Below are 16,155 nucleotides of genomic sequence, written 5' to 3'. Positions count from 1 at the left end.
CGGTGCAGGCCGCGCTGGCGTCCGCCGCCAGTTTCGCCGTGGGCGCGGCGCCGCCCGTGCTGGCCGCCGCGGTTGCGCCGCCCGCCTATGCCATTCCCGCGATCGTCGGCGCCTGCCTGCTGTGCCTTGCCCTGCTGGGCGGGGCGGGCGCGCGGCTGGGCGGCGCGCCGTCATGGCGATCCATCGTCCGCACGCTATTCTGGGGTGCGCTGGCGATGGCGGTGACGGCGGGCGCGGGGCATCTTTTCGGCGCGGCGATATGATGGCAAGGTCCGCCCGACCTCATCAAGGCCCGACCCCATCAAGCCCCGGCCCATTTCAGGAGAGACAGCCATGACCGACATTCAGCAGATCCCGCTCAAGACGATCAAGGGCGCCGACGCCAGCCTCGCCGACTATGCGGGCCAGGTGGTGCTGGTCGTCAACGTCGCCTCCAAATGCGGACTGACCCCGCAATATGAGGGGCTGGAACAGCTTTATCGCGACTATAAGGACAAGGGGCTGGTCGTGACCGGCTTTCCCGCCAATGATTTCGGCGCGCAGGAACCGGGCACGAATGACGAGATCGTCACCTTCTGCACCACCAATTTCGGCGTCGATTTCCCGATGTTTGAAAAGATCGTCGTCTCCGGCCCCGACAAGCATCCGCTCTATGCCGCGCTCACCAGCGCGCAGCCGGACGCACATGGCGACGGCGCGGCCTTCCGCGAAAATCTGATCGGCTATGGCATCACGCCCAACCCCGAACCCGAAGTGCTCTGGAATTTCGAAAAATTCCTGATCGCGAAGGATGGCGCCGTCGCGGCCCGTTTCGCGCCGACCATCACGCCCGACGATCCGGCGCTGGTGAGCGCGATCGAGGCGGAACTGGCCAAGTGATGCGCGCCGTGCTGGCGGTCGCGCTGCTGCTGGGCGGCGCGCCCGTCGCCCACGCCGCGCTCAGCCCCGCCGAACAGAAGATCGGCGCTACGGTGGAGGCGGGCTATGAACCGTCCGTCGCGCTGCTTGAGACATTGGTGAACCAGAATAGCGGCTCGATGAACTTCGCCGGCGTGAAGGCGGTTGCCGACATGCTGCGCCCGCAGTTCGAGGCGCTGGGCTTCACCGTGACCTGGAAGCCGATGGACGCCGCCAGGCGCGCCGGCCATCTGATCGCGGTGCATAAGGGGCGGGCTGGCACCACGAAGATGCTGCTGATCGGCCATCTCGACACCGTGTTCGAACCCGATTCCCCCTTTCAGCGCTTCGAGCGGGACGGCGACATGGCGGCGGGGCCGGGCGCTGGCGATGACAAGGGCGGGGTCGTGACCATGTTGCTGGCCTTGCAGGCGATGCAGGCGGCCGGCGCCTTGAAAAACGCCAATATCGAAGTGGTGCTGACCGGCGACGAGGAGGATTCGGGCGATCCCGTCGCCATCGCGCGGGCCGATCTGGTCGCGGCGGGCAAGCGGGCCGATGTCGCGCTGGATTTCGAAGGGCTGGCGCGCGAAGACGGCAAGGATATGGGGTCCATCGCCCGCCGTTCCTCCAACAGCTGGACGCTGACCACAACCGGCAAGTCGGGCCATAGTTCGGGCATTTTTTCCGAGAAGGCGGGTGACGGGGCCGTCTATGAAATGGCGCGGATCATAACCGCCTTTCGCAAGGATCTGCCCGAACCCAATCTGACCTTCAATGTCGGCCTGATCGGCGGCGGCCAAAGCGCGGATGTCGACAAGGACGGGGTGCGCATCGCCGTCACCGGCAAGACCAACATCATCCCGCCCATCGCCGTCGCGAAAGGCGATTTCCGCACCCTGAGCGAGGAGCAGACCCAGCGGGTGCAGGCCAAAATGCAGGCGATCGTCGATCAGGGCCATCTGCCCGGCACGTCGGCGACCATCGCCTTCGACATCGGCTATCCGTCCATGGCCCCGACAGAGGGCAACCGCGCGCTGCTGGCGAAGCTCAACGTCATCAACGCGGATCTTGGTCTGGCGGCCATGCCCGCGCTCGATCCGCTCAAGCGCGGGGCAGGGGACATCGCCTTCGTCGCGCGCGATGTGGACGGGCTTGTCGGCCTGGGTCCGGCCTCCACCGGCGATCACAGCCCGGCGGAAAAGGTCGATCTCGCCAGCATGAAGCGGCAGGCCAAGCGCGCTGCCATCCTGATGAGCCGCCTCGCGCGCGAAAAGGGGCGAAAATAAAGCCGCTCGCATTGACGGAGCGATCAACCCCAGCTTCCCCGGACTTCATATCGCGCCATGCTTCCACCCACCCCCTCGCTCGCCACCTCGATCGGCCCGGTGCTTGAAACCCTGAGCATCGTCGGCACCTTCGTCTTCGCCGCGTCCGGCGCGCTGGCGGCGGCGCGGCTGCGCCAGACGCTCGTCACCTTCGCTTTCTTCGCGCTGGTGACGGGGGTGGGCGGCGGCACGGTGCGCGACCTGCTGATCGGCGCGCCGGTCTTCTGGGTGGTGAACGCGGCCCCCGCCATGACCTGCATGAGCGCCGCCCTCATCGTCTGGTTCACCCCGCGCCGCTGGTGGAGCGCGCGCGCCCTGGACTGGCTCGACGCGATCGGCCTCGCCGCCTTCGCCGTGTTCGGCGCGGCCAAGGCGATGAGCTTCGGCGTGCCGCCCTTCGTCGCAGGCATGATGGGCGTCGTCACAGGCTGCGTCGGCGGCATCATGCGCGACCTGCTGGCCGGTGAACCCTCCATCCTGCTGCGCCCCGAACTTTATGTCACCGCCGCCGCCTTCGCCGCCGGCCTGTTCGTGGCGTTGCGCTGGATCGGGCTGGACGTGCCGGTCGCCGGCCTCATCGCCGCGCTGCTGGGCTTCGCGCTGCGGGCCGTGGCGATCGCGCGGGGCCTTGGCCTCCCCGTCTATCGCGATGCCGACGGCTAGGGCGCGCCTTCATCCATCGGCAAAGCCGAACGGCGCGCGCGTGCGCCGATAATCGTCGGGCAGCATCTCGCGCCCGATCGGCGGAGCGGACCGGGCCATGCAGGCGGTGCGGTGACACAGGCGACAGGTGACGCCGATCGGCGTCGGCTCGGATGCGCCCATATCATGCGTGTAGATCAGCCGATGCGCATGGTCCGCCGCGCAGGCGAGCGCGATCGCGCGCTCCACCTTGGGCGCGCCCCATCCGCCGCCGCCCGCCGTCACCGTCCGCGCGATCGAAAAGAAACGCTGGCCATCGGGCAGTTCCAGCCATTGGGTGATGACCTCGCGCGGCCGTTCGAAGGCGCGATGAACCGACCAGAGCGGACAGGAACCGCCATGCCGCGCAAAGGGAAAGCCCGCCCCGTCCAGCCGCTTGGACACATTGCCCGCCGGATCGACCCGCAGGAAGAAGAAGGGGACACGCTCCTGCCCCGGTTTCTGTAGCGTGGTCAGCCGATGCGCGGTCTGTTCGAAACTGGTGCCGAATTGCCGCGCCAGCGCTTCGACATCATAACGCCGCGCCTCCACCGCCTTGGCAAAGGCGGTATAGGGCATCAAGATCGCCGCCGCGCCATAGCTTGCCAGTGCCCGCCGGGCGAGCCGCTGGCCGCTCGTCCCGCTGAACTGCCCGTCCTTCAGCAGCGCGTCGAAACTCTTGCGCATTTCCAGATAGGCGATCTGAAGCGCCAGCTGGAATTGCGCGCTCGCCCCGTCCAGCGCATCGTCCAGCAGCACCGCGTCGCGATGCCGGTCCAGCCGCCGCATCGACCCCGCCATCACGTCGGACGGTAGCCGCCGCACCCGCAGATTGTGCCGCGCCTTCAGCCAGCCGGCCAGGCCGCCCTCGGCCTCCGCGTCGGCCGCCAGCTTTTCCGCCGCATCGTCCAGCAACGGGAAACTGTTGCGCCGCGCGGCCAGGAATCGGCGCGATTCCGCCACCGGGTCGGGCGCATCGGGCGCATCCTCGCGACCCACGCTGCGATCGGCCAGCGCCAGATGCTCCTCGCGATAGGCGGTGTGAAGCCGCAGCAGCGCTTCGGTCACGCCCGGATAATTGACCGCCACATCCTCGCTGGAGAGCGGCGGCAGGTCGATATCGGCGAACATCGGGTCTTTCAGCACCGCGGTCAGCCGCGCGGTCTGCTCCGCCCCGCCGTCGCCCGCCACTTCCGCCATGTCCAGCTTGTAGGTGCGCGCCAGCCGCAACAGCATGTCGGCGGTCAGCGGCCGCTGGTTGCGCTCCAGCAGCGCGACATAGGAGGCGCTGATCTCCAGGTCGGCCGCCATGTCCGCCTGCGTCAGTCCCAGCTCGCGCCGCAACCGGCGCAGCCGCGGCCCCATATATACCGGGCGATCCTTGGCCATGTCCGCGAGTCTCCTGTATGGTCCTTACAACTTTACAGCAGATTTTTGTAAAGATCGACAACTGGACCTTGGCAGGGGTGCGCAGGCGCGTTCCGGCTGTCTATCTCGCTGTCCATACCGCTCACCCGAAGGATATGGACATGACCTATCAAAGCGAAATCGCGAAGGCCGGCACGCTGATCGGCGGCCAGGGGAACTGGGACGGCATCGCCCCCGAATCGGTTGCGCGTATGCGTCTTCAGAACCGGTTCAACACCGGCCTCGACATCGCCCGCTACACCGCGAAGATCATGCGGCAGGACATGGCCGCCTATGACGCCGACCCGGCCAACTACACCCAGTCGCTGGGCTGCTGGCACGGTTTCATCGGCCAGCAGAAGATGATCTCCATCAAAAAGCATTTCGGCACCACCAAGGGCCGCTATCTCTACCTGTCGGGCTGGATGGTCGCCGCGCTGCGCTCCGAATTCGGCCCGCTGCCCGACCAGTCGATGCATGAAAAGACCAGCGTCCCGGCGCTGGTCGAGGAACTCTACACCTTCCTGCGTCAGGCGGACGCCCGCGAACTGGGCATGATGTTCCGCGATCTCGATGCCGCCCGCGACGCGGGCGACGAAGTCAAGGCGCAGAAGATCGGCCACGACATCGACCAGTACGAAACCCACATCGTCCCCATCGTCGCGGACATCGACGCGGGCTTCGGCAATGCGGAAGCCACCTATCTGCTCGCCCGCAAGTTCATCGAGGCGGGGGCCTGCTGCATCCAGATCGAAAACCAGGTCTCGGACGAAAAGCAATGCGGCCATCAGGACGGCAAGGTCACGGTCCCGCATGAGGACTTCCTCGCGAAGATCCGCGCGATCCGCTACGCCTTCCTGGAACTGGGCGTCGATGACGGCGTGATCGTTGCGCGCACCGACTCGCTGGGCGCCGGTCTCACCAAGCAGATCGCCTATGTCCGCGAACCGGGCGACATCGCCGACCAGTATAACAGCTTCCTCGATTGCGAGGCGGTCGACCCGGCCACCCTTGGTCATGGCGACGTCCTCATCAGCCGTGACGGCAAATTGATGCGCCCCAGGCGCCTGCCGTCGAACCTCTACCAGTTCCGCGCCGGCACCGGCGAGGATCGCTGCGTCCTCGATTGCATCACCGCGCTGCAAAATGGCGCGGATCTGCTCTGGATCGAAACGGAAAAGCCCCATATCGGCCAGATCGGCGGCATGGTCAGCCGCATCCGCGAAGTCATCCCCAATGCCAAGCTGGTCTATAACAACTCGCCCAGCTTCAACTGGACGCTGAACTTCCGCCAGCAGGTGTTCGACGCCTGGGAAGCCGAAGGGCGCGACCTGTCGGCCTATGACCGCGCGCGGCTGATGAGCGTCGATTATGACGGCACCGAATTGGGGCAGGAAGCCGACGAGCGCATCCGCACCTTTCAGAGGGACGCGGCGCGCGAAGCGGGCATCTTCCACCACCTCATCACCCTGCCGACCTATCACACCGCCGCGCTCAGCACCGACAATCTGGCGCGCGAATATTTCGGTGATGCCGGGATGCTGGGCTATGTCAAAGGGGTGCAGCGGCAGGAAATCCGCCAGGGCATCGCCTGCGTCAAGCACCAGAATATGGCCGGTTCCGACATGGGCGACGACCATAAGGAATATTTCGCCGGCGAAGCCGCGCTCAAGGCCGGCGGCGCGCACAACACCATGAATCAATTTGCGGCCTGAAGGCCGCGATCGATCCATCTCCCCCGTGATATCCCGATGATCGCGGGGGAGGTGGGTTCCGTTTCCATCGCCATGATGGGACAAGAGGAATTCGCGGCTTGGGGCCGTGAAGACAGCCAGCCCGCGGGGACATCGACACTCCCTTCGCGGGTTTGGGTGGAAGGAAACTGAACGGCCCGGCCGCGCACGCCGGGCCGTCTTTTTGTGCCTGAAACAGGCAAATTGCGAAGGCGGCGGCGCTGGAGCGTGCCGTTCCCCTCCCTTCCACCGAGGAGAGACGCAATGCCGCAACCGCTCGCTGGCCGCCGCTTCCCCCGCGCGAGCCGCCCCTAGGCGATCCCCGCCCGCCGCCGCACGGTCTGCTTCAATATGTCGAGCGGCATCGCGCCCAGCGTCAGCACTTCGTGGAACTGCTTGATGTCGAACGCCGCGCCCTGCCGCTTCTTCACGTCCTCGCGCAGTTCGTTCCAGACGGTGTGGCCGATCTTGTAGCTGCACGCCTGGCCCGGCCACACGGTGTAGCGGTCGATCTCACCCTGGCTGCGGCCGCGCGCGATGCCGGTCGTCGCGATCAGGAAGTCGGTCGCCTTTTCCCGGCTCCAGCGCTTGGCGTGCATCCCGCTGTCGACCACCAGCCGCGTCGCGCGGAACAGCAACGATTGCAGATAGCCGACCTGTCCCAGCGGATCGCCCTCATACATCCCCATCTCGTCCGCCAGCTGCTCGGAATAGAGCGCCCAGCCTTCCGAATAGCCGCTATAGCCGCCGCGCCGCCGGATCAGCGGGATCGCGTCGGATTCCAGCGCCACCGACACTTGCAGATGATGGCCCGGCACCGCTTCATGATGGGTCAGCGTCGCCAGCCCGAATTTCGGCCGGTCGAACGTGTCGCGCAGGTTGATATAATAGATGGCCGGCCGCGACCCGTCGAGCGAGGCGTTCTGATAATAGCCGCCCGGCGCCCCCGCCTGGATCGTCACCGGCACGCGCCGCACCTCGACCGGCGCCTTGGGCAGGGTGATGGGTGAAAAGGCTTCGGGCAGCCGCTTGCTCATCGCGATGATCTGGCGGTTGAGCTGCGCCAGCAGCGCCTCGCGCCCCTCGTCGGTGTTGGCATAAAGCTGGTCAGGCCGCTTGTTGAGCGCCACCAGCCGTTCGCCGACCGTGCCCTGGCTCATCCCTTCGCCCTTCAGGATGGTATCGATCCGGGCGCTGATCTGCGCCACCTGGTCCAGGCCGATCCGGTGGATTTCCTCGCCGCTCAGCTTGGTCGTGGTCGCCGCCTCCGCCGCATTGGCGTAAAAGGCCTCGCCATCGGGCAGGCGCCAGCAACCCGCGTGATGCACCGCCTTGGCGCGCAACGCCTGCACCAGCGCGCGCTGGCGATCGACGGCGGGAAAGACCTGCTCCGCGACGATCTTCTCGGCTTGGGCGGCGCGCTCGGGCGGCAGGCCGGCATCCTTCAGCTTCTTGACGAAGGAGGTGACGAGCACCGTCTGCGCGGCGGGCTGGTCGCGCAGCGCCGCCTGCATCTTCATGGTGGTGTCGAGGATATAGTCGGGCGCGAACACGCCCCTGGCCGCGTCCGCCTTCTGCCGTTCCAGTTCGCCGTCCATGGCGGCGGGGAAGGCTTCCAGCCGCGACAGATAGGCGTCGGCATCGGCTGCGTCCTTCACCCGATGCTGCGAATCGAGGAAGTCGGGAATCTCGCGATAGCTGCCGGTCAGCTGGCTGAGGATATAGGGCGCATAGCGGCCCATCGTCTCGCCATAGCCGAATTGCTCGCCGCCCAGCGACCGGTCGAACTGGTAGGACAGGACGTCATAGTCGAGCTGGCTCGCCGGGCTGAGGCTGTCGCGATCGACGCTGGCGAGGCGCTTGGCCTGCGCCTTCACGCGGGCGATGTCGTTGGCGACCCCCGTGGCGCTGGTGTCGGACAACTGGCCGCGCAGCGCTGCCCGCGCGCCGGTGTCGAGGCCAAGGCGCGTCGCGCTCTCCGGCGAGGATTCCAGCCGTTCGTAGAAAAATTCATCCAGCATCGCGCGCAACCGCGCGTCGGGCGCGCTTGCCTGGGCGAAGGCGCGGGGGGAGGCGGCGGCGATCGCGGTCGCGCCGCTGGTGGCGAGGAATTGGCGTCGGTTCACGACAGGGAACTCCTTGGTTGGGGAAAGGGTGGCGCCGGGGGCGCTGCCCGCAATGGGAACCTTGTGCCGTCTGCTCAATCACTTGGCTAGGGTCTATGTCCCTCGTTCGATGCGGGCGAGGGACGCAGCTTCATAAGGCCAGCTTCTCAATCGCCCGGATCGTTGCGGCTGTTTCACCCCTTGCCGATCCGCTATGGCGCGCTGACAGGCCCAAGGGAGCATAAGCGCATGACCTACACCCTCATCACCGCCAACCGCAATTACAGCAGTTGGTCGCTGCGCCCCTGGATGCTGATGAAGGCGCTGAACCTGCCGTTCGAGGACCGGATCGAGCCTTTCGCCGCCGCCACCAACTATGCCGCCTTCCGCAGTTTCTCGCCCACGGGCCAGGTGCCCGCGCTGCTGGACGGCGACCGCACCGTCTGGGATTCGCTCGGCATCATCCTCTATCTCGCCGACCGTCATGCCGGGGTCTGGCCCGCCGACGAAGCCGCGCGGACCTTTGCCCAATGCGCCGTGGCCGAAATGCACAGCGGCTTTGCCCATTTGCGCAATGATTGCACCATGAATGTCGGCGTACGGGTGGAACCGCATCTCAATTCGCCCGCGCTCGGCCGCGACATCGCGCGCCTGCGCGAAATGTGGGAATATGGGCTGGACCGGTTCGGCGGCCCCTTCCTCGCGGGCAAGGTTCCGAGCGCCATCGACGCCTTTTACGCGCCCGTCGCCTTCCGCGTCCGCACCTATGGCCTTGACGTCGGCCCGGTCGGGCAGGCCTGGGTCGATCATATGCTGGCGCATCCCGCCATGGTGCAATGGGAAGCGGAAGCGCTGGCCGAAACCTGGCGCGAGGACAGCCATGAAGCGGAGATCGGCGCGGCCGGAAAGATCATCGCTGATTATCGCGCGGCCTGACCGCAGCGTAACTTTCTTGCCAGCCTGGCGGTAAAAACCATCAATTTCGGTCGCACACCCCTTTCCCGATTCGCTGCGCGGGTCTAGGGGGTGGGGACTATGGTCAACCCACGCACCCTTTACGAAAAAATCTGGGACGCGCACGTCGTCGAGCGCCGCCCGGACGGCACCTGCCTCATCTATATCGACCGCCACCTCGTTCATGAGGTGACGAGCCCGCAGGCGTTCGAGGGGCTTCGCCTCGCGGGGCGCAAGGTGCGCCGCCCCGACCTCACCCTTGCGGTGCCCGATCATAACCTGCCCACCACGCCCCGCCGCGACGCGAACGGCAACCGTATCCCGATCGCCGACCCGCAAAGCGCGCAACAGCTTGCGGCGCTGGAACGCAACGCGCCCGAATTCGGCGTGCGGCTGATCGGTGACGCCGATGTGGAACAGGGCATCGTCCATGTCGTCGGCCCCGAACAGGGCTTCACGCTGCCCGGCACCACCCTGGTGTGCGGCGACAGTCACACCAGTTCGCATGGCGCGCTGGGCGCGCTGGCCTTCGGCATCGGCACGTCGGAGGTCGAACATGTGCTCGCGACCCAGACCTTGCTGCTCAAGCAGTCGAAGACCATGGCCGTCGTCGTCGATGGCGAACTCGCTCCCGGCGTCACGGCCAAGGATGTCGCGCTCGCCATTTGCGGCACGATCGGCACGGCGGGCGGCACCGGCTATGTCATGGAATATCGCGGCTCCGTCTTTCGCGACATGTCGATCGAGGGGCGGCTGACCGTCGCCAATATGTCGATCGAGGCGGGCGCGCGATCGGGCCTGTTCGCGCCCGACGAAAAAACCTTCGCCTATCTGCGCGGCCGCCCGATGGCGCCCCAGGGCGCCGATTTCGACGCGGCCGTCGCTTATTGGAAAACGCTCGCCACCGACGAAGGCGCGGTTTTCGACCGGACCGTGGTGATCGACGCCGCCGACATCGTGCCCACCGTCACCTGGGGCACCAGCCCCGAAGACGTCGTTGCCGTGACCGGCGTGGTGCCCGATCCCATGAGCTTCGCCGACCCGTCCAAGCAGGCCGCCGCGCAAAAGTCGCTCGATTATATGGGCCTTGCCGCCGGCCAGCGGATGGCCGACGTCGCCATCGAACATATCTTCATCGGCAGTTGCACCAACAGCCGGATCGAGGATCTGCGCGCCGCCGCAGCCTTGCTCAAGGGGCGCCATCTCGCGCCGGGCATCAAACATGCGATGGTCGTCCCCGGTTCCGGCCTGGTGAAGCGGCAGGCGGAGGCGGAGGGGCTGGACCGCATCTTCCTCGACGCCGGGTTCGAATGGCGCGAGCCGGGCTGTTCGGCCTGCCTCGGCATGAACCCGGACAAGGTGCCGGCCGGCGAGCGCTGCGCATCGACCAGCAACCGCAATTTCATGGGCCGTCAGGGGCCTGGATCGCGCACCCATCTGGTGTCGCCCGCCATGGCGGCGGCGGCGGCCATCACCGGGCGTCTTACCGACGTGCGCGAACTGTTGAATGTTGAATAAGAAAAGGGGACGGGCGCTGTGAAGAAGATTTTCTGGATTTTGACCCTGGGTGCGCTGGCCAGCGCGGCGATGGCGGCGAGCCTGGGCCGCGCCGAAGATACGCCGGCGGCCGAGGTGAAGCAGGTGCGTTGATGGACAAGCTGACGACGGTCGAAGGCCGGGCCTATCCGTTCGGGATGAAGAATGTCGACACCGACATCGTCATCCCGGCCCATTGGCTCAAGACGATTTCGCGCACCGGCCTTGGCCAGGGCGCGTTCGAAGTGCTGCGCAAGGAACCGGGCAACGTCTTTGACGATCCCGAATATGCCGGCAGCCCGATCCTGATCGCGGGCGATAATTTCGGTTGCGGTTCCAGCCGCGAACATGCCGCCTGGGCGCTTGCCGACCTTGGCATCAAGGTGGTGATCGCGCCCAGCTTCTCGGACATTTTCTCCGGCAATGCGTTCAAGAACGGCATATTGACCGTCGCCCTGCCGCAGGCGGCGATCGACCGGCTGCTGGAGGTCGCCCGGACCGACCCGATCCATATCGACCTGGAACAGCAGAGCGTCACCACCCGCTTCCAGGATCGATTCGCGTTCGAGATCGACGCTTTCCGCAAACATTGCCTGTTGGGTGGTCTGGACGAGATCGGCCTGACCCTGGGGCAGGGGGATGCGATCGACGGCTATGAAGCGAAAGTGGCGCAGGAACGGCCCTGGGTCGTCCCGGCCGTTGCGTAACCGCCCGCTTCTTCCTATCACAGGTTGGAAACATCGTATCCGACGGGACATAAACGCATGACCACCTTCGACGATCGCGAAAAAGCGTTCGAAAATATGTACGCCCATGACCAGGAAATGCAGTTCCGCATCCAGGCGCGGCGCAACCGGCTGCTGGGCGAATGGGCCGCGGCGAAGATGGGTCTGACGCCAGAGGAAACCGACGCCTATGCCAAGGCGGTGGTCCAGGCCGATTTCGAGGAAGCGGGCGATGAGGATGTCATCCGCAAGCTGGTGGGCGACATGACCTCGGCCGGGATCGACATTGATGAAGCCGGCGTGCGCACGGCGCTCGACGAACAGGCGGTGATCGCCCGCCGCATGTTCCTCGAAGCGAAATAAGGGCGCGCCACCGATGCCGATGGCCGCCGACGAAATCGCCGACATGATCCGCGCCGCGATCCCCGATGCGCAGGTCGAAATGACCGACCTTGCCGGCGACGGCGATCATTATGCCGCGCGCGTCGTGTCGGAAAGCTTCCGGGGCATGAGCCGCGTCGCGCAACAGCGCGCCGTCTATGCGGCGCTGGGCGGCCGCATGGGGGGCGTGCTTCACGCCTTGCAACTGACCACGGCCATTCCCAACTAACGAACAGACGGATTTTCGCGCCCATCCCATCGGGGCGCCAGACAGGACTGGAATATTGGAATGACCGACGCCGTGCAGCAGCGGATCGCCGACATCGTGAGCGGCCATGACGTGGTGCTCTTCATGAAGGGCACCCCGCTTTTCCCGCAATGCGGCTTTTCCAGCCGCGCCATCGCGATTCTCGAACATCTGGGCGTCGCTTATGAAACGGTCGACGTGCTTCAGGACCAGGCGATCCGTCAGGGCATCAAGGCCTTTTCCGACTGGCCGACCATTCCCCAGCTTTATGTGAAGGGCGAATTTCTGGGCGGCAGCGACATCATGATGGAAATGTACGAAGCTGGCGAGTTGCGCCAGGTGATGACCGACCAGGGCGTCGCCCCCGCCAACTGAACGCAGACTTCAGGCACAGCAAAGGGCGGTCCGCATCGGCGGGCCGCCCTTTTTCGCGCCGGATGGTGGAAAAGGGTTATCGTCACCCCAGCGCAGGCTGGGGTCTCAGGCGGTCAAAAGATGAGGTCCGCAATATCATGCCGATCCGGGTTGCTCTCCTCGATGAGCCTGATCTTCCATTCGCGCTTCCATGCCTTGAGCGCCTTTTCGCGCGCTATGGCCAACAGGATATCATCATGGGCTTCGACGAGAACGAGGCGCATCAGGCCATATCTTCTGCAAAAGGCCGAACCTGAACCGTTCCGATGTTGTTCGATGCGTGCAAGATCGGCAGCGACGCCGATATACAGGACGCCTCTCGCCTTGTTGGGCATGATGTAGGTGTAGCCGCCTCGCGCCATGCTCCATTTTTGCGTGCCTTCGCCTGAGATGCCAGCCTTCGCCGGCATGACGGTGGGGGTAAGAGGTTCACACCCAAAAACAGCCCTTCCGCTCTCCACCAATCTCGGCGCAGGAATATGTCCCGGCATCCTGACATAGCGGTTTATGGTTCGTCCTGTTGGCACTCTATTGAGAATGCGCGCGACGCCGCCACGCCTCTTCCAATGTAGGATTTCTTCTGGTCTATCCTGTCGGATGGACCCGCAGCCCCCTTCTCCGCCGCCGCTTTCCCCGGCCCCTCGCGCCCGTTGGACGCCCGACCGGCAGCGGCTTTTTCTCGCCGCCCTGCTCTCGACGGGCTGCGTCACGCAGGCCGCGCGCGCGGCCGGCATGTCGCGCTCCAGCGCGAATCGCCTGCGCCGCCGCCTGGCCGGCACGCCATTCGATCGGAACTGGGACCGGGCGCTGGCGCTTCATGCCCGGACGCTGGCCGATCCCTTCGCACCCGATCCCGCCCGTCCCGCACCCGCCAGGGTGGCGCGTCGCTGATGCGTCACCGGCGCTTCACTGGCGCGTTGCTGGCGCGTCGCGATGACCTGGATGGCGCGTCGGTGACGCGTCGCAGGGACTTTACCGGTGCAATTGGCCCCTTTTGCTCGCTGCGACCCCGACAACGGTGTGAACTTTGCCGGTGGCGCGTCATTGGCGCGTCCGGCGCGACGACGCCCCGCTGTTCAGCGGGAAAGGGGGTCCACCGGCGGCAACGCCCAGTCGATGGCGCCGCGCCCCTTGGCCTCCAGAAAGGCATTCGCCCTGGAAAAGGGGCGCGATCCCAGAAAGCCGTTATGCGCCGACAGCGGGGAAGGGTGGGCCGACTTGATGACCAGATGCCGGTCCTGATCGACAAAGCCCGCCTTGCGCTGGGCATAGGCGCCCCACAGCAGAAAGACGACCGGCTCGCGCTGCTGCGCGACCAGACGCACGATCGCGTCGGTAAAGCCTTCCCAACCCTTGCCCTGATGCGACGCCGCGCGGCCCATTTCCACCGTCAGCACGCTGTTGAGCAACAACACGCCCTGCCGCGCCCAATGTTCCAGAAAGCCGTGGCCCGCCGGCGCGATGCCAAGGTCGGCCTGCATCTCCTTGTAGATGTTCCTGAGCGAGGGCGGCGTGCGCACGCCCGGCCGCACCGAAAAGCACAGGCCATGGGCCTGGCCTTCGCCATGATAGGGGTCCTGGCCCAGGATAACCGCCTTCACCTGGTCCAGCGGCGTCAGGTCGAGCGCGCGGAAATATTCGGCGCCCTTGGGAAAGATGCGCTTGCCCGCGGCCTTTTCGGCCTCAAGAAAGCCCTTGAGCGCCTGCATCGGCGGGGCGGCGAACTGGTCGGCCAACGGCGTGCGCCAGCTTTCGTGCAATCTGATGGTGTCGCTCATGGCCCATGGTGATGATCGGCCGCGTGGCGCGCGTCAACCATGGCCGCGCGCGCCAAGGCTTGCCATCGGCGCGCCATTGCGCGAGGAAGCGACCATGCTGCTCCTGACCCGTTTCTGCGCTTCGCTCACCGCCCTTGGCCTGTTCTTCGCGCCGCTGCCGCACGCCGACGCTTTCGGCCCGCCGCCCCGCCCGCTGGTGCAACAGACCGCCGAGGCGAAGCTGCTGGCGGAATTCGGGCGGTTCGCCGCGCTCTCCGATGGTACCGTCGGCATCGCGGTGCGGGATCTCCAGACCGGCGAGACGCAGGCGATCAACGGCGACACGCTGTTCCCCATGGCCAGCGCCTACAAGGTCGCGGTGGCCGGCCGCATCTTCGCGCTGATCGATGCCGGCGATGTGCGGCTGGACGATCAACTGGCGCTGGACCCGGCGCTGGCGAGCGAGGGCGGCATCGCCTGGATGTTCAACCGGCCCGGCGCATCGCTGTCGGTGCAGCGCCTGCTCGAACTCATGCTGCAAAAAAGCGACAATAATGCGACCGACGTGCTGGTCGCGCGCGCGGGCGGGCCTCAGGCGATCACCCACTTCGTGACCGGCCTCGGCGTCGCCGGGCTGCGTGTGGACAGCGACACCGCGCATCTTCTCTACCGGGCGATGGGCATTCATCCGCTCTCCGGCAGCTTCCGTCAGAATGCCGACGCCGCCCGCCGCGTCGATCCGCAGATCGCGGTGCGGGACATGCGCGACCTGCCTAACCTCAGCTTCGCGACGGAGCCGGAGGATACATCGACGCCCAAGGCGATGCTCGACCTCATCAGCGCCTATGAATCGGGTCGCGCCCTGTCCGCCGACAGCACGCAGCGCCTGTTCACCATCATGGCCCATTGCGAAACCGGCAAGGGCCGGATCGTGGGGATGCTGCCGCCCGGCACGGCGGTCGCGCACAAGACCGGATCGCTCAACGGCACCGGCAATGATGTCGGCGTCGTGCGCCTGCCCGACGGCCGCCGCTTCGCGGTGGTCGCCTTCGTCATGAAGGATAGCAAGGGGCATAAGGCGCGCGACCGGATCATCGCCGAAGCCGCCCGCGCCGCCTATGATTATTTCCTCTACGCTCCTGAAAGAGCGCACGGCCTGGCGCACAAGGCTTAACGTGGATCAGGGAATTTGCTAATCTGGAGGCCAGAGAGGATGATGGGGATCGGCATGAAGCGGTTTCGGGATTTCTGGCCCTATTATTTGCAGGAACATGCACGGCCCGGCACGCGCGCGCTGCATTATGCCGGGACCAGCCTGGCCATCGCGCTGGTGGTGGCGGTGCCGTTGACGGGGCATTGGTGGATGGCGGCGGCTTTGCCGGTCGCGGGCTATGGCTTCGCCTGGGCAGCCCATGGGCTGATCGAGCGCAACCGGCCGGCGACCTTCCGCTATCCGCTCTGGTCGCTGCGCGCCGATTTCCTGATGTGGCTCCGCTTCCTCACCGGCCATATGCGCCGGGATCTGGCGCGGGCCGGGGTGCGCCCGGACGGCACCGTCGATCCCGCCCAGCGGATCGCCCTGTACCCGACCGCTTGACCGCGCCCGGCGCTCTGCCACAAGGATCGCCATGCATCTCACCGCGACCTTCTCCCGCCCCGACCGGGCGGACCTGGCCCGGCGCTGGCAGGCGCTTGAAGCGCGTTCCGACGCGTCCTTCTTCCTGGGGTGGACCTGGGTGGGCGCGTGGCTCGACAGCTATGCGGTCGCGCCCGACCTGCTCGCCGTCACCGATGGCGAAGGCGCCGATGTCGCGCTGGCGCTGGTCGGCCATGCCATGCAGCCGCGCCTGCTCGGCCCGGTCGCCACGCTCAGCCTCAACCAGTCGGGTGAACGGATCGCCGACCGGCCCTATGTCGAATATAATGGCCTGCTGACGGAAACCGGCCGACAGGTCGAAGCGGCCGCCGCCGCCATCGCCGCGCTGGCGGG

Annotated in this window: 18 protein-coding genes and 1 pseudogene; 15 read left to right on the top strand and 4 right to left on the bottom strand. The window is 66.4% G+C overall.

Annotation, left to right across the window (positions count from 1 at the left end):
• The 4 genes from C100_RS47000 to C100_RS46985 form a co-directional block, all read left to right on the top strand.
• Positions 1-263, top strand: a 263-nt coding sequence (locus tag C100_RS47000; RefSeq protein WP_031310396.1) for a VIT1/CCC1 transporter family protein, incomplete at its 5' end; no start/stop codon positions are given.
• Between the two features lie 70 nt (positions 264-333).
• Positions 334-879 carry a glutathione peroxidase gene (locus tag C100_RS46995; RefSeq protein WP_024022156.1) on the top strand — a complete coding sequence of 182 codons (546 nt, stop codon included), beginning with the start codon at positions 334-336 and terminating at the stop codon, positions 877-879.
• Positions 879-2,186, top strand: a complete 1,308-nt coding sequence (locus C100_RS46990) for a M20/M25/M40 family metallo-hydrolase (RefSeq protein WP_024022155.1) — start codon at positions 879-881, stop codon at positions 2,184-2,186. Before C100_RS46995 ends, C100_RS46990 begins: the two co-directional genes overlap by 1 nt.
• Before the next feature lie 57 nt (positions 2,187-2,243).
• Positions 2,244-2,888 (top strand): trimeric intracellular cation channel family protein, encoded by a 645-nt coding sequence (locus C100_RS46985; RefSeq protein ID WP_024022154.1) that lies wholly within the window; start codon positions 2,244-2,246, stop codon positions 2,886-2,888.
• 9 nt (positions 2,889-2,897) lie between these two features.
• Here C100_RS46985 and C100_RS46980 read toward each other — a convergent pair whose 3' ends face one another.
• A complete protein-coding gene (locus C100_RS46980) occupies positions 2,898-4,295 on the bottom strand; it encodes a helix-turn-helix domain-containing protein (RefSeq protein ID WP_024022153.1) in 1,398 nt (465 codons plus the stop codon).
• Between the two features lie 140 nt (positions 4,296-4,435).
• Between C100_RS46980 and C100_RS46975 the strand changes: the two genes are divergently transcribed.
• A complete protein-coding gene (locus tag C100_RS46975; protein ID WP_031310395.1) occupies positions 4,436-6,028 on the top strand; it encodes an isocitrate lyase in 1,593 nt (530 codons plus the stop codon).
• 329 nt (positions 6,029-6,357) lie between these two features.
• Here the strand turns inward: C100_RS46975 and C100_RS46970 are convergent, their stop codons facing one another.
• Positions 6,358-8,172 carry a DUF885 domain-containing protein gene (locus C100_RS46970; protein WP_024022151.1) on the bottom strand — a complete coding sequence of 605 codons (1,815 nt, stop codon included), beginning with the start codon at positions 8,170-8,172 and terminating at the stop codon, positions 6,358-6,360.
• Between the two features lie 228 nt (positions 8,173-8,400).
• Here C100_RS46970 and C100_RS46965 point away from each other — a divergent pair, with 228 nt between their 5' ends.
• The 6 genes from C100_RS46965 (at position 8,401) to grxD (ending at position 12,369) form a co-directional block, all read left to right on the top strand.
• Positions 8,401-9,087, top strand: coding sequence for a glutathione S-transferase family protein (locus C100_RS46965; protein ID WP_024022150.1), 687 nt, complete (start codon positions 8,401-8,403; stop codon positions 9,085-9,087).
• A gap of 99 nt (positions 9,088-9,186) precedes the next feature.
• Positions 9,187-10,623 (top strand): 3-isopropylmalate dehydratase large subunit, encoded by a 1,437-nt coding sequence (gene leuC, locus C100_RS46960; protein WP_024022149.1) that lies wholly within the window; start codon positions 9,187-9,189, stop codon positions 10,621-10,623.
• Positions 10,624-10,754: 131 nt separating this feature from the next.
• On the top strand, positions 10,755-11,348 hold the full coding sequence (leuD, locus tag C100_RS46955; protein ID WP_024022147.1) for a 3-isopropylmalate dehydratase small subunit: 594 nt from the start codon (positions 10,755-10,757) through the stop codon (positions 11,346-11,348).
• Positions 11,349-11,405: 57 nt separating this feature from the next.
• Complete coding sequence (locus C100_RS46950; RefSeq protein ID WP_024022146.1) at positions 11,406-11,729, top strand: DUF1476 domain-containing protein; 324 nt, start codon at positions 11,406-11,408, stop codon at positions 11,727-11,729.
• 13 nt (positions 11,730-11,742) lie between these two features.
• Complete coding sequence (locus C100_RS46945; RefSeq protein ID WP_024022145.1) at positions 11,743-11,976, top strand: BolA family protein; 234 nt, start codon at positions 11,743-11,745, stop codon at positions 11,974-11,976.
• 60 nt (positions 11,977-12,036) lie between these two features.
• Positions 12,037-12,369: a Grx4 family monothiol glutaredoxin gene (gene grxD, locus C100_RS46940; protein ID WP_024022144.1), complete on the top strand. Its 333-nt coding sequence runs from the start codon at positions 12,037-12,039 to the stop codon at positions 12,367-12,369.
• A gap of 113 nt (positions 12,370-12,482) precedes the next feature.
• On the opposite strand, the gene C100_RS46935 is transcribed toward grxD, so the two are convergent.
• Entirely contained in the window at positions 12,483-12,770 is a 288-nt protein-coding gene (locus tag C100_RS46935) for a GIY-YIG nuclease family protein (protein ID WP_031310394.1), read from the bottom strand.
• A 235-nt stretch (positions 12,771-13,005) separates the two neighbouring features.
• On the opposite strand from C100_RS46935, the gene C100_RS46930 reads away from it, so the two are divergent.
• Entirely contained in the window at positions 13,006-13,299 is a 294-nt protein-coding gene (locus tag C100_RS46930; protein ID WP_024022142.1) for a hypothetical protein, read from the top strand.
• 185 nt (positions 13,300-13,484) lie between these two features.
• On the opposite strand, the gene ung is transcribed toward C100_RS46930, so the two are convergent.
• Positions 13,485-14,186, bottom strand: coding sequence for a uracil-DNA glycosylase (ung, locus tag C100_RS46925; RefSeq protein ID WP_024022141.1), 702 nt, complete (start codon positions 14,184-14,186; stop codon positions 13,485-13,487).
• A gap of 94 nt (positions 14,187-14,280) precedes the next feature.
• On the opposite strand from ung, the gene bla reads away from it, so the two are divergent.
• From bla to C100_RS46910, 3 genes and pseudogenes are all read left to right on the top strand, one after another.
• Entirely contained in the window at positions 14,281-15,339 is a 1,059-nt protein-coding gene (bla, locus tag C100_RS46920; RefSeq protein WP_031310392.1) for a class A beta-lactamase, read from the top strand.
• Between the two features lie 54 nt (positions 15,340-15,393).
• Entirely contained in the window at positions 15,394-15,762 is a 369-nt protein-coding gene (locus tag C100_RS46915) for a DUF962 domain-containing protein (protein ID WP_084625546.1), read from the top strand.
• A gap of 31 nt (positions 15,763-15,793) precedes the next feature.
• Positions 15,794-16,155 (top strand): annotated as a pseudogene (locus tag C100_RS46910) (GNAT family N-acetyltransferase); the annotation flags it as partial.

This window comes from Sphingobium sp. C100, from assembly GCF_000508185.1.
GTDB lineage: Bacteria > Pseudomonadota > Alphaproteobacteria > Sphingomonadales > Sphingomonadaceae > Sphingobium.
Note: the sequence above shows the minus strand (reverse complement) of the source record. Positions and strands in the feature narration are given on the sequence as shown.

What these genes read in the sequence shown, in the direction of transcription:
- C100_RS46945 (WP_024022145.1), top strand. Translation starts at nt 11,743, where the DNA reads ATGCCGATGGCCGCCGACGAAATCGCCGACATGATCCGCGCCGCGATC.
- C100_RS46930 (WP_024022142.1), top strand. Translation starts at nt 13,006, where the DNA reads ATGGACCCGCAGCCCCCTTCTCCGCCGCCGCTTTCCCCGGCCCCTCGC.
- C100_RS46985 (WP_024022154.1), top strand. Translation starts at nt 2,244, where the DNA reads ATGCTTCCACCCACCCCCTCGCTCGCCACCTCGATCGGCCCGGTGCTT.
- C100_RS46975 (WP_031310395.1), top strand. Translation starts at nt 4,436, where the DNA reads ATGACCTATCAAAGCGAAATCGCGAAGGCCGGCACGCTGATCGGCGGC.
- ung (WP_024022141.1), bottom strand. Translation starts at nt 14,186, where the DNA reads ATGAGCGACACCATCAGATTGCACGAAAGCTGGCGCACGCCGTTGGCC.
- C100_RS46995 (WP_024022156.1), top strand. Translation starts at nt 334, where the DNA reads ATGACCGACATTCAGCAGATCCCGCTCAAGACGATCAAGGGCGCCGAC.
- C100_RS46990 (WP_024022155.1), top strand. Translation starts at nt 879, where the DNA reads ATGCGCGCCGTGCTGGCGGTCGCGCTGCTGCTGGGCGGCGCGCCCGTC.
- bla (WP_031310392.1), top strand. Translation starts at nt 14,281, where the DNA reads ATGCTGCTCCTGACCCGTTTCTGCGCTTCGCTCACCGCCCTTGGCCTG.
- C100_RS46935 (WP_031310394.1), bottom strand. Translation starts at nt 12,770, where the DNA reads ATGGCGCGAGGCGGCTACACCTACATCATGCCCAACAAGGCGAGAGGC.
- C100_RS46915 (WP_084625546.1), top strand. Translation starts at nt 15,394, where the DNA reads ATGAAGCGGTTTCGGGATTTCTGGCCCTATTATTTGCAGGAACATGCA.
- leuD (WP_024022147.1), top strand. Translation starts at nt 10,755, where the DNA reads ATGGACAAGCTGACGACGGTCGAAGGCCGGGCCTATCCGTTCGGGATG.
- grxD (WP_024022144.1), top strand. Translation starts at nt 12,037, where the DNA reads ATGACCGACGCCGTGCAGCAGCGGATCGCCGACATCGTGAGCGGCCAT.
- C100_RS46980 (WP_024022153.1), bottom strand. Translation starts at nt 4,295, where the DNA reads ATGGCCAAGGATCGCCCGGTATATATGGGGCCGCGGCTGCGCCGGTTG.
- C100_RS46965 (WP_024022150.1), top strand. Translation starts at nt 8,401, where the DNA reads ATGACCTACACCCTCATCACCGCCAACCGCAATTACAGCAGTTGGTCG.
- C100_RS46950 (WP_024022146.1), top strand. Translation starts at nt 11,406, where the DNA reads ATGACCACCTTCGACGATCGCGAAAAAGCGTTCGAAAATATGTACGCC.
- leuC (WP_024022149.1), top strand. Translation starts at nt 9,187, where the DNA reads ATGGTCAACCCACGCACCCTTTACGAAAAAATCTGGGACGCGCACGTC.